Here is a 12,088-nt window from a genome sequence, read left to right on the forward strand (position 1 = left end):
TTGAAAAATAGCTGAAAGGGTTGTTGCAACTCAGTATTACGGAAATGCTCAGAGGAAGTCAAACTCAAATTGAGTCATAATTGCGCTTGGTTGATGAAAAAAATTAATTTAAGGCTGATTGAGGCGGTATGAGAAGATTCTTTTTTGATAAAGCAGATAGAGAAGGCGATTCGATAATTCTTGATGAGGGTGAGTCAAGACACATCACGAGAGTGCTCCGTCTTGAACCTGGAGCTGAAGTTGAGTTGCTGGATGGTGAAGGGGGGCTGTACCGCGCCTGTATTGAGACTGTGACGAAACGGGTAAAGGTAAATATTGTTGAGGTATTACCTGACGACAGCACTGATCGGGTACCGGTTACGGTCGTCCAGGGGCACCTCAAAGGCAAAAAGCTGGAGCTGGTAATCCAGAAATGTACAGAGCTTGGCGTGTCATCAATGGACCTGTTCTGGTCGAGCCGATGTCAGGGAAAACTGGACGATATTCGTGGTGGCAAAAAACTGGAGAGATACCAGCGGATTGTCGAGTCGGCGTGTAAACAATGTTATAGACCGGACCTTATGGGGTTGAGGGAAGCCGTCGATTTTTATCAGCTGCTCGACCTGTATGAAAATAAGCCGGGAAGATTGAAACTCCTCTTCTGGGAGGAGGAGCGTACAACCTCTCTGCGGGATATTTCCTTCAATGAAGATGAAGTCAGTGAACTCATGGTTTTGCTCGGTCCGGAAGGCGGTCTGACTGAGCAGGAAGTGCAGGCTGCAAGGGATGCGGGCTGGCACTCAGTAAGCTTGGGTAAAAGGATACTTCGAGCTGAGACAGCAACCATCACGGCTGTTTCTATCGGTCAATATCTGGTTGGCAACATCTGATCTCCCTTTCCGGAAAAAGGTGCTGAATCAAGCGTTGAGAGCCGCCTGCTCTCAACGCCTGGAGCCTTCCGGCGCAAGCACTTGAATCTAAACAATGATCCGGGGACAGATTCCGACGGGTCCCAGGGCTTTCCGAGGCGAGTACGTTGAGTTTGTGGTGTCCCTTGGTTGGTGGCTATGACTACCTTTGCTGGAATTTTTCGGCAGGGTGTTATCGCAAAAGGGCCAACCCTCCGGTGGGAAATCAAACCCCATCAAACGAATTTCTCCCCAATACGGTTCAGCCATGGAGTTGTCCTTCGGATAGTCACCCTAGCCACTGTGTTGAAGGTCAAATTGACTCCTTGGAAAACTGTCAGCCTCAACATTGTAATGCCCATCACATGACCCATGGAGGAAGGGATGAGAGGACCTGCCTGTATGACAAATGTGAAAAGTCTGCCTTAACCTTGGTGTTGTTTCCTGATGATGTTAAGGGGCGGGACAGGAGAATGTCGATACTTCAATGACAAGGAGTTTGCTCAAGAGGTCAAAAAAATACCTCCAGCCGATTATTGGCTGGAGGCATAGAAAGGAGAGGGTAAAATTTAAAATCAGGGGTCTATCAGATTTGATCGGCTGAATTCTGCTGCATCACAGGCATGTTTTGCTGAAGGTTCGGGTTACCTTTGCCGTGGCCACCGTGTCCTTTGCCATGGCCTTTACCGTGACCTTTCATCCCTGAACCATGGCGTTTGCCATGCCCGACATATTGCTCAACGCCGGCCTCTTTGGCTTTATTGGTCATGCTGGTATGCAGATCGAAAATCTCACCGCTAAGCTGGCCCACAGCGGCAGGATCGGGGTTGGTCCCTTTCATCATGGCTCTTTTCTCTGCCTGCTTTACCACCATTTGTTTCCGCAGATCCTGAGTATCCTTACGAAACTGATCGATCTTTGCCAAAGTTTCCTGGTCGAGTTGTTGATATTGAGAATATCTGCAACCGGCCTGTTGATTTGCTCCCCCCATACCCTGGTAGGCGAATGCTGCGGTTGAGATAGTAAGTCCTGAGATGAGTGTTGCGGCGATGATTGCTTTCTTCATTATAACTGCTCCTATGTAAAAGTAGGCTTCCTGCCCTTGATAAAGAGCGATTGTGGAAGCGGTCTATTTGCCAATTCGGCTTCTTGCAGTTTTTAAAGCAAGGGGCGTGCCATGAACTGGTAAATAAACGTATGTCTATGAACTAAGCACTTTTTAGCCTTGTGACAAAACCAAACAGTCACAAGGCCGGGTGGTCATCTGAGGAAATTTTACCCAGTGTTCTGCAAAAGGTGGGTAATTATGATGGTTGCAGCAGTTGTATGGTGGCGGGGTCTGCAGATCGGTACAAAAAATGAAATGATCGCGATTGACTCAAAGTTTCGGAACAACAGGCTGAACATCTGATGTCAGAAGCCAGCCGGTGCGTCCTGTCTCACTCACGACATATACATAGCTTCCATGAAAATTTTGTGGAAATACGCGACGGCCTTCCCTGGCTGTACCGACTTTTGCGGCTCCTTCGAAGGGGGAGATCAGTAATGGAGAGGATGTTATCATGATCGAGCAGAACCAGTTCTTGCGCACGCTGATCGTAGATATACCGGAGAGCAATATCAACAGCGCAGAACCGATGCAGACTGAGGTCATAACCCTTCTGGAAATACGTAGGTAGAGCGAGCCGACAACAGTTGCGGAGACAGCGGTGAGAGCGACCAGAATCAGCATGCCCCACTGGTTGATGCCGAGACTGTTGGCAATCCTGCTGCCTAAGGATTTGTCCCTGGTGAACAATCCGTTTTCGCTCTGAACTTTTTCGAGATTGCCAAGTATATCGGAATTGCCGGGGCTCAACCTGAGTGCCCGCTCATAGCTGAGTATAGCCCGGCCAGGGTAGCCAACCTGGGCGTAGCTGTTTCCAAGGTTGTACAGTACCCCTGGAGAGTAGCCATGTTCAGCAATAAGTGATTCGTAGAGGGTGATTGCAGTGGTAAAATCACCTTTGCTGTAAAAGCTGTTCGCTTCCTGAAACTTCTGGTTCTGAGAACTTGCGGTGGCAAATTGGGGAAGCAGGATCAGGGTGAGGAGGAGAAAGAGAGTGCGTGTGATCATAGGAGATTCTCCAGTTCCCTTTTAACGGTTTGAGTAGTCTCCGCCATCTCTTCACAACTCAAAACAGCACCGCTGTAGACTGCATGCTCGGCACGTTTAAGAACTTCGGCAAGAGGTGAGCCCTGAGGCAATCTGGAGGTTGCGCTGGCGCTGGTAATCGCCGCGGGTTCGCATTGCCAGAGATAACCAAGGTGTTGTTGAATGACGGCTCTGCATTGGTTGAGATATGCGCTGCAGTCACCTGATTCCGCTTGCTTCAGGTTGGCGATGCTGCTGTTGAGCAGGCTTTTTCGTTTTCTGCGGCGCTGTTCTTCAGGGGTTCCCCGGGCCTGAAGTTGCCGAACTTTCAATATCGCCGCGATGACGGTGAGCAGAACGCAAGCCAAAGCATAGAGTTGAAAGGGGAGTTTGTCATAAACTGGTCGTATTGTCCGGGAAATAGCGCCGGTTTCAAGATGCAGCGGTGCAAGACCGCTGACAGCGGGTACGGTGGTATCGGCCTCTGTATCTTTTGCCGGAGTTGTTTGCCGGGCGGGGACATTTCCCTGTTGCGATACACTCGGCTGCACTGTGGGAGCAGACGCCTGGGGGATGTCCGTGGGGCTCTTGATTATCTGGATTGGCACTGGTCTTGTCTCGGTGCTCACGTAAACACCCCGGTCCGGATCGAAATATGTGAAAGACAAGGCCGGAATCTCTGTGATATCAGAATTTCTGGCCACCACGGCCTGTTCAAATATTTTTTCACCCGTAAGACCGCTGTCATCTGCCGGATGAAACGTTGATCCTGGAGAATAAATCCGCCAGATTCCGCGTGAATTATCTGGAAAAGAAGGCGGCCCAACCCTGTCGAAGTTACCCTGGCCACGAACCGAGATTGTGAGCGTCATCGGCTCCCCCAGTTCTACGGTGTCAGGCTCGGCGTAGGCATGAACATGGAATTTCCCGATGGCGCCGCTGAAATCTTCAGGGAGGCCTTCTTCAGGCAGGGGCAGCACTGTAAGCGAGCGTTTTTTAGAGGCCAGCTTCATTGGACGCTGAGTGTAGCCACCGAGCATGGAGTCGAAAAAGTCGTCGTCGAAAGGGGATTGACGGCCAAAGAACGAGGTGGACATCCTTTTCTGTGGAACGTGTTCGACAGCTTGCAATTCAAGGCGAAAAGGGTGATCGCCAACTTTTATGGTGGAGAGATTGGTCCTCCAGGTGAGCACATTATATACTATTCCGTCAACAGTCTCCTGGGTCTGGGCGGGTTTGTCGGTGAGCTGGGTCATCACCAGGCCGTCACCGGCAAGCTCTGGCAGGGATGTAAGGTTGGCTCGAATACCTCGCTTAAAGAACGCTTTTATTTCAATCGGAAACAGTTCGCCGATGTATGCTGTATCCTTTGGTAGTGTTACAGCCATAAAAGCCGGCCTGCTGGTGTCGTCGGCTACAGATCTGGTGGCGGGAGATGCGCCTGAACCACCAGTTGATGCTTCACCCGTCACTGTGAAAGGAATGGACGTTGTGGCTATGGTCCGTCCCTCAGCTTCGATGGTGATGGGTGATATGTTGTAGTTGCCGGGCCTGAGGGCTCGTACCAGACAGGTGAAAGTGATCGAGGACGAGTATTGTCCGTTTATCAGGTTAAACTGTTTTGAGCTGCCACGTTGAATCAGCTCAAAACCATCCGTTTCCGGAAGTGTTATTTCGGCGGAGCGGGTGCCGTTTACGGTAATAGTGAGAAGGGCTGCGTTATCAACGCTGAAGGAGCTGGTGTTTAAGGTGGCACTGGCCGTGATTGAATCCTGGGCCATGCCATTCGCAGCGCTCAGAACGAACAGGCATAGAGTCAGAGCAAAGGCGTTTTTGCACACCACTATGGATTGCAGTGTTCGCCTGATTGCCACCATGTCTATGACAGCTGCCATTACCAGTCCCTCCCTGAGCTGTTATCGGTCGTGCCCTGATAGCCGGGAACGAAGTTCAAATCACCTTCCTCGCTTTTTAACTCGTTTAACAGGTTTTCGGCCTCTTCCCGAGTCATTTTCCCAAGCTCTCTGCGTTCAAGATCGCGTTGTGCGTCAGCCTGCTGGTCATTTTTACCGGTCTCTTTAGTTGCCTGCTCATCAGTTGGTTCAGGTGTGGATGCGTTGGCTGAATCGTCACCGGGGGTGTCATCTTTGTGTTCCCCTTCAGGTTGTTGCTGTTCACCTGAGTCAGACTGCTGAGGGTTCTGCTCCTGCGGGGTTTGCTTGTTCCCGTCAGTCTGTTCCTGTGGGCCTTGTTGACTTTCCGGCTGCTGTTCGTTGCTGGAGTCACCGTCCTGCTGTTCCGGTTGATCCTGGTTTTGCTGCTGTTGATCCTGCTGTTGCTTCAGCTGGTCTTGGAGTTCTTCTATCTTCTTTTCAACATAGGCATGGTTTTCAGACGCAGCCCGGTCTTCACTGTTGAGCTGCAGGGCTGCGTCATAGGCGTCCAGGGCTTGCTGCCATTTTTTCATCGCAGCCCGGGGGTTCGCCTGCTGCTGCTCTTCACCTTGCCTGTACAGGGAGTTGCCGAGATTGAAATACGCTTTTTGTTGCAGCTGGAGGTCGGCTGAGTTGAGGGCTTCTGTAAAAGAGGCTGTAGCCTGATCGAAGAGGTTGTTTTTATACGCAGTTGTGCCGAAATTATAATTCAGTACCGGGTCGCGGGGGTTGTCTTTGAGAGCCTCCCGGTAATGCTCGGAAGCTTTCAGGTAGTCCTCACGGGCGTACGCCTCTTCACCTTCGCCGGCGGTAACCTGCGGTGGGGCAAAGCCAAGAGTGGCGAAACAGACAGCGAGAAATATGGTCACCAGGGTATCTTTCCTGAACCTTCTGCCGGCCGTTGTAATGACGGCCGGTTTCAGGGAGCCATTTCCTTTTCTCTCAGGAATAAGATAATCGATTATGAGCAGCATGATCGCGGCAACAAGCGGCCAGCTGAACCGCTCGACAGGAACTTTGTGTCTGCGTTCGGCCAGCTCTTCTTTGGGAATAAGCTGGAGTTTCTGCTGATAAATAGTTTCAAGTCCTTCACCACCTCTGCCAAGGGGGGCATAGATGCCGCCGGTTGCACCCGCGATTTCCCTAAGCGTACTTTCATCAAGGCGGGAGGTTACAAATTTGCTGTCAGCATCTTTGACAAAACCTCCCTGGGGGCCGGGCAGTGGGATCAGCTCACCATCGGCGGTTCCCACACCGACGGTATAGATTGTCATGCCTTTTTCTCCGGCCTTTTGGGCAGCCTCTATAACCTTGCCCTCCAGGTCTTCGCCGTCGGTAATGAGCACCAGCACTTTATGATTGGAGTCGTTACTCAAGACCCGTTCGGCAGAACGGATGACCTCGCTGAGATTGGTGCCGCCTAGAGGGATAATATCGGTGGAGAGAGTACCGAGTGAGGCAGAAAAAGAATCGTAATCCAGAGTGAGTGGGCACATCAGGTAGCTCGAGCCTGCAAAGGGCATGAGGCCGATCCGGTCACCCTCCAGCTTGTCGATGAAATCGAGGATACCGAACTTGGCGCGTTGCAGGCGGTTGGGTCTGGTATCTTCTGCCAGCATGGATTTTGAAGTGTCGAGCGCGAACAGGATATCGATGCCCTTTCTCTTGACCTCGACCCACTTAAAACCGTATTGAGGACGGGCAAGGGCTACAAAGAGCAGGAAAACGGCGAGCACAAGCAGACTGTTTTTGAGCTTTCGTCTCCCGGGCGAGATGTGACGGGTGAGTCTGCCAAGCAGCTGCGCACTGGCGAATTGCTCTAAGCTTTCAAGCCTGCGCTTCTGCATCTTGTGTAGAGCAATCGCAAGAAATGCGCAGATAACAAGTCCGGCGAATATCCAGGGTGTTTGGGCAAACTGCATAGGCGTATACAGGTTCAGGGGAGCTTTTTACGTGAAATTCCCAGCTCTATCACAAGCAGCATGAGCGCGCAGAAAACCAGATATGGAAAGAGCTCCCTGTAGTTTTCAAATTTTTTGATGGTCCGGGTTGTTGTCTCCATAGCATCGATCTCACCATAGATCCTGGCAAGTGATGAACTATTCGTGGCACGAAAATATCGTGCGCCGGTCAATTCTGCAACTTCGGAGAGCATTTTATCGTCTATATCGACCCTTGCCATGCGAATGCGCTGCCGGCCGAAGCTGTCAACAACAGGAATAGGTGCTTCACCGCGGCTTCCTGCGCCGATGGTATAAACCTTGATATCAAGGGTCTCGGCTGCTTCAGCGGCCACCAGAGGCGGTATCCTGCCGGCGTTGTTGATGCCGTCAGTCAGGAGGATCATGATCCGCGATTTAGAATCCTGTTCTCTCAGCCGATTGGTGCCGCTGCCGATGGCGCTGCCGATGGCGGTGCCATCCTCAACCATGCCGATCTCCAATGAGTCAAGGCGCTTGCGGAGCCACTGGTGATCAAGGGTAAGCGGGCAGACCAGATAGGGGCGACCGGCGAAAGCAATCAGGCCGATACGGTCGTTGGGGCGTTGGTCGATAAACTGATCAACCACCCGCTTTACCACAGCCAGTCTGTTGGCAGGCTGGTCATCCAGAGTGAAGTCCATGGCTTCCATGGATCCTGAAACGTCTACTGCCAGCATTATGTCAATGCCGCTTGCCTGAATTTCGGTGGTGGTATTGCCAAGCTGAGGTCTCGCTGCAGCCAGAATCAGTAGAGCCAGTGCCCCAAGTTTGAGGGCTGGTATCAGGGCGGCTGGTCGGGTTCGTTTAGCCTTGGCAAGAGAGGCGGCCACGCTGGTCGAGGAAAAAATAAGCGCAGGCGCAGCACCGGCCCGCCCTTTCAGGACCGCGAGAAGGGGCAAAAGCAACAACAGCCAGAGCAGGTGAGGATAAAGAAAACGCATTATCTTCGATCCCCCCGAACTTCAGTCTGCCATGCTTCATCGGCCGGTCTTTCGGTTCGGTTGATGAAACGTAAGACACTGTCCTCCATCTCCTGCAACCCCTCAATTGTTCGAGAGCAGTGGGCGAACTTCGCCATATCGCATTGTTCAAGGCAACTTTTCAGATCGTCACCATAGCGCTTCAGGTCTGAATGTTTGCTGCTGCCCCGGGCAATGGTTGAAAAAAATTCACGGGTTGTCTGGCGGGTGGTGGGCAGCTGAAAACGTTGTTCAAGGTAATTTCTCAATATGCTGGAAATCACCTCCATATAACGGAGCTGCAGTTCAGGGGTCATCATCTCCCTGGCGCGCATGAGCTCGTCCCGTGCCTTGACACTGGGGGGGATTGCGGCAGGGGTGGGCTTCGCTCTCCTGGTGAACCACCACCAGATCCCGGCCAGAATGCCGATCGCCAGTAAAGCGATAAGCCCGTAAAACAACCAGGGTACAGGCTCTGCAGTCTGGAGCGGTCCATGAATGTCATGTAAGCTGGCTGGAACGTTGGCAGAAGTGGTTGAGGCGGGAGCGCCAGAGGAGGGGGCGCTCCCGCCAGATCCACCAGGCTCAAGAAGCCTTAGGGGTTGCTCTGCTTGTGCCGGCAGAAGGGTTGGGGCACAGAGCGGGGAGAGGAGGGCTGCCAAAAGAAAGGAAAAATGTGTTTTCTTTCCTCGTGGTCTCATCGTACAGCTCTCCTCATTCTGGTTTGAAAAAAACCAAGTAGCGGGGGCATATATGGACTGTCGGTGTTGAGTTCGAGCAGATCGACGCCACATGATCGAATGGCCCGGTTGGTCAAATCTTTTCGCTCTTGAGCAAGCTGGGCATATTCGTTACGAACCTGGGCATCAGAGGTGTTAAGGTCAACCTGCTGACCGCTTTCTGCATCTTCCAGAGTGATCCAGCCGACGTCGGGAAGTTCTGACTCTCTTGGGTCAGAAATGATGAGTGAGATAAGGTCGTGGCGCCGGTTAGTTACCCTCAGCGCCGGAAGTACATCCTGCAGGGAATCATTAAATGAGCCAGGCAGGCAGAAATCAGATATAAGGAAGGCCACGCATTTGCGTTTAGCCACACGGTTTACGAAATCCAGAGGGACCTTGAGGTCAGTCAAGGTCCCTCTGGGTGTAAAAAAGAGTATCTCGCGAATAACTCTCAGTATATGTGAACGCCCTTTCTTGGGCGGTATGTAAAGTTCAACGAAGTCGGTGTAGAGTATCAAGCCAACCTTGTCGTTGTTGCGAACAGCTGAAAAGGCGAGCACAGAGCCAATCTCGGCCATGATCTCACGCTTCGATGAGTCGGAAGAACCAAACTCTCCGGAGCTGCTGATGTCGATCATCAGCATAATCGTCAGCTCACGCTCTTCGGTGAACTTTTTTATATGTGGTATACCGGTTCTGGCGGTGACATTCCAGTCAATGGCACGCACATCGTCGCCTGGTACGTATTCCCGCACCTCGTCGAAGTTCATGCCGCGCCCCTTAAAGACAGAATTATAGCTGCCCGCCAGGCTGTCATTAACCAGCCTGTTGGTGCGGACTTCAATCTGCCTCACCTTTTTTAATATGTCCCTGGTAAGTTGTGTTTCCATAATGGCACCTAGGCAAGTCGCACAACTGTGGATTAGGGGACCGGTACAGTATCAAGAATCTTGCGGATTATGTCTTCACTGGCGACACCCTCTGCTTCAGCTTCGTAGCTGATGCGGATGCGATGGCGCATGACGTCCATGGCGGCGTCTTTCACATCATCCGGTGTTACATAGCCTCGGCCTGCAAGAAAGGCGAGGCTGCGGGCAACCAGTTTAAGGTTGATAGTTGCCCGCGGGGAAGCGCCTGTATCTATGTATTCCTGAAGATCCAGGCTGAAACTTTGGGGGTCACGGGTCGAGTAAACCAGGGAAACAATGTAATCCCTGATCTTTTCGTCCATGTAGATTGTATTTATAACCTCGCGGGAGGCGATGATGTCCTCGACTGTTGCGACTGGCATAACATTAACGTCTGCCTCGGTATTATCCATGGCGTCGAGGATCTGTCGTTCCTGCTCGATGGTGGGGTAGTCAACGACGACTTTGAGCATGAAGCGGTCAACCTGGGCTTCAGGCAGAGGGTACGTACCCTCCTGCTCGATCGGGTTCTGGGTGGCCAGTACTAGAAAAAGTTCGGGCAGCGGAAAGCTCTGATCGCCTATTGTTACCTGCTTTTCCTGCATAGCTTCAAGGAGGGCAGACTGCACCTTGGCCGGAGCACGGTTAATCTCGTCTGCGAGAACCAGAGACGAAAATATGGGGCCTTGCTTGACCTCGAAAGAGGTTTGTTGCGGGTTGTATATTTCAGTGCCGATAATATCGGCAGGCAGCATATCCGGAGTAAACTGGATACGTTTGAAATCAGTCTGGATTGCTTTTGCCAGGGTTTTCACTGCCAGGGTTTTGGCGAGGCCGGGCAATCCTTCGAGAAGGATATGCCCACCAGTAAGGACACCAACCAGCAGCCTTTCCACAAGATGCTCTTGTCCTACGATCATCTTGCCAATCTCCCGGCGGAGGGGAGGGAGCCAGGCTGATTGGGCGGCTACTGTTTCATTTACCTTCTGAATAGATCGATAAATGTCATCCCCGGACAGTTGGGAGGGTGGAGATGCTGAATGTGATGGAGAGAAGTTCATGCTGTCCGGATTTGTTGATGTAGTAGCTGGCTGCTGGTTCTGTCCAAACATGGTTGCCTCTGTCAAATTGGACCCGGGCAGCTGGGGACTGACCCGGGTCGGGGTATTCTGAAAAGCTGTTCTATCTTATGGAGAAGAAGAGATGTTCAGCAATAGTGTAAACAATGTACATTACCATGGCCTTTCGGTTCCATTACATTGCTGTAATGTAAGCAGTTGAAAGGTTAGAGGAAAGGGGGGTGGCAGGTGAGATTTTGCGAAAGGTTTAACACTTAGAAGGGATTGCAAAAATTACCTGTGGGGCGCGAGCATGTCTATTTCATGGAGCCTTTCCTGCGCCCCTGATAAGGGATGGTGGTCGGAATTTTACCTTTCGGTGAGAGGTGCCGTGAGTTGGCTCATAGTGTCAATGGTCCAGGTTGGTGCTTCCGGCAACTCCCCGGCTGTGGTGTGGCTCCAGTTGACAAAAACCGTGTCGACACCGGCACTGTTGCCGCTGCAGACATCCCACTTGGCATCGCCTATAAAAACTGTGGCAGGTTTGGAGGCACCGAGCAGTTCAATCGCTTTCAGCGCGGGTTCCGGATTTGGTTTATGCAATTCGGTGTCTTCAGGGGTGACAAGTGCGTCAAAGTAGTCATGTATACCTGTTGTCTTGAGAAAAACGTCCAGGCTGTAACGCTTTCGTGAAGTGACTATCGCCAGTTTCTTGTTACTTTCTTTCAGGGTCTTGAGGGTTTCCTGCACCTTTGGGAAGAGCGTAAGGCTGTGCTCCATGGCCTTCAGTTGATATTGCAGATAATCATCGAGGATAGTCTCGATGTCGAGATCTGCTCCCAGATGCTCGATGATCTGGGGGCGGAGCGGTGAGCCTATGGCCTGGATAATTACCTGGCGGTCAATCTGTTTATTGGCATGTTTTTCAGCTACATACTGAAAGCACTCACAAATAAGCTCTGTGGTGTCAAAGAGGGTGCCGTCGGCATCGAAGAGATAGTAGTCGTAAACTTTCATTGTGGTGACTCCTGAGACTGGCAGCATGTGGCGCCAGCGGAATGAGAAAAATGAGCAAACCGAAAGCATACAATAAACACCATCTCCAGGCAAACAGAGGTCACGGCTTAAAGAGTGAAAAATTTGGTGGCTACAGGGAATCTACTTATTTTCCCAACTCATCAAGAAGCCTGAGAACCCGCAGCGATTCAGCGATCCCGGTAGTGCCACTCATAGACATATTTACTGAGATTGCCTCAAGTATCTCTTGCCGGGTGGCACCAGCCTCAAGAGATCGCATGGTTTGACCAACGACACAGTGAGTGCAGCCAGCTCTGAGGGCCACGGCCAAAGCCATCAACCTCTTTACTTTGCTGCTGAGTGCTCCATCCTTATAGACAGTATCCCACTTGGCCTTCTCATGTTCCATAACCTCCGGAAGGGCCTGGTTGAGTTGAGCAAGATATTTCAACCTGTCTTCGTTTATATCAATCTGACTTTGCATTGT

The 12,088-nt window shown here is 51.6% G+C and carries 11 protein-coding genes; 1 reads left to right on the forward strand and 10 read right to left on the reverse strand.

The window, feature by feature from the left end; all coding sequences use genetic code 11:
• The first annotated feature begins 128 nt into the window (after positions 1–128).
• The gene (locus tag FCL45_RS03200; RefSeq protein WP_136796082.1) at positions 129–869 is read left to right on the forward strand and encodes a 16S rRNA (uracil(1498)-N(3))-methyltransferase; all 741 of its coding nucleotides are present in this window, start codon (positions 129–131) and stop codon (positions 867–869) included.
• 604 nt (positions 870–1,473) lie between these two features.
• On the opposite strand, the gene FCL45_RS03205 is transcribed toward FCL45_RS03200, so the two are convergent.
• The 10 genes from FCL45_RS03205 to FCL45_RS03250 form a co-directional block, all read right to left on the reverse strand.
• Entirely contained in the window at positions 1,474–1,953 is a 480-nt protein-coding gene (locus tag FCL45_RS03205) for a periplasmic heavy metal sensor (RefSeq protein WP_136796081.1), read from the reverse strand.
• 312 nt (positions 1,954–2,265) lie between these two features.
• Entirely contained in the window at positions 2,266–3,003 is a 738-nt protein-coding gene (locus tag FCL45_RS03210; protein WP_136796080.1) for a tetratricopeptide repeat protein, read from the reverse strand.
• Positions 3,000–4,916, reverse strand: coding sequence for a BatD family protein (locus tag FCL45_RS03215; protein WP_136796079.1), 1,917 nt, complete (start codon positions 4,914–4,916; stop codon positions 3,000–3,002). Before FCL45_RS03215 ends, FCL45_RS03210 begins: the two co-directional genes overlap by 4 nt.
• Positions 4,916–6,877 carry a VWA domain-containing protein gene (locus FCL45_RS03220; protein WP_136796078.1) on the reverse strand — a complete coding sequence of 654 codons (1,962 nt, stop codon included), beginning with the start codon at positions 6,875–6,877 and terminating at the stop codon, positions 4,916–4,918. The genes FCL45_RS03215 and FCL45_RS03220 overlap by 1 nt, the downstream gene beginning before the upstream one ends.
• A 14-nt stretch (positions 6,878–6,891) precedes the next feature.
• Positions 6,892–7,878, reverse strand: coding sequence for a vWA domain-containing protein (locus tag FCL45_RS03225; RefSeq protein WP_136796077.1), 987 nt, complete (start codon positions 7,876–7,878; stop codon positions 6,892–6,894).
• Complete coding sequence (locus tag FCL45_RS03230; RefSeq protein WP_136796076.1) at positions 7,878–8,597, reverse strand: DUF4381 domain-containing protein; 720 nt, start codon at positions 8,595–8,597, stop codon at positions 7,878–7,880. Before FCL45_RS03230 ends, FCL45_RS03225 begins: the two co-directional genes overlap by 1 nt.
• Positions 8,594–9,508, reverse strand: a complete 915-nt coding sequence (locus FCL45_RS03235) for a DUF58 domain-containing protein (RefSeq protein ID WP_136796075.1) — start codon at positions 9,506–9,508, stop codon at positions 8,594–8,596. The genes FCL45_RS03230 and FCL45_RS03235 overlap by 4 nt, the downstream gene beginning before the upstream one ends.
• Before the next feature lie 32 nt (positions 9,509–9,540).
• On the reverse strand, positions 9,541–10,587 hold the full coding sequence (locus FCL45_RS03240) for an AAA family ATPase (protein ID WP_136796234.1): 1,047 nt from the start codon (positions 10,585–10,587) through the stop codon (positions 9,541–9,543).
• Between the two features lie 366 nt (positions 10,588–10,953).
• Positions 10,954–11,601, reverse strand: coding sequence for an HAD family hydrolase (locus tag FCL45_RS03245; RefSeq protein WP_167495676.1), 648 nt, complete (start codon positions 11,599–11,601; stop codon positions 10,954–10,956).
• Between the two features lie 145 nt (positions 11,602–11,746).
• Complete coding sequence (locus FCL45_RS03250; protein ID WP_167495675.1) at positions 11,747–12,085, reverse strand: carboxymuconolactone decarboxylase family protein; 339 nt, start codon at positions 12,083–12,085, stop codon at positions 11,747–11,749.
• Positions 12,086–12,088 lie beyond the last annotated feature (3 nt).

Source organism: Desulfosediminicola ganghwensis, from assembly GCF_005116675.2.
Lineage (GTDB): Bacteria > Desulfobacterota > Desulfobulbia > Desulfobulbales > Desulfocapsaceae > Desulfopila > Desulfopila ganghwensis.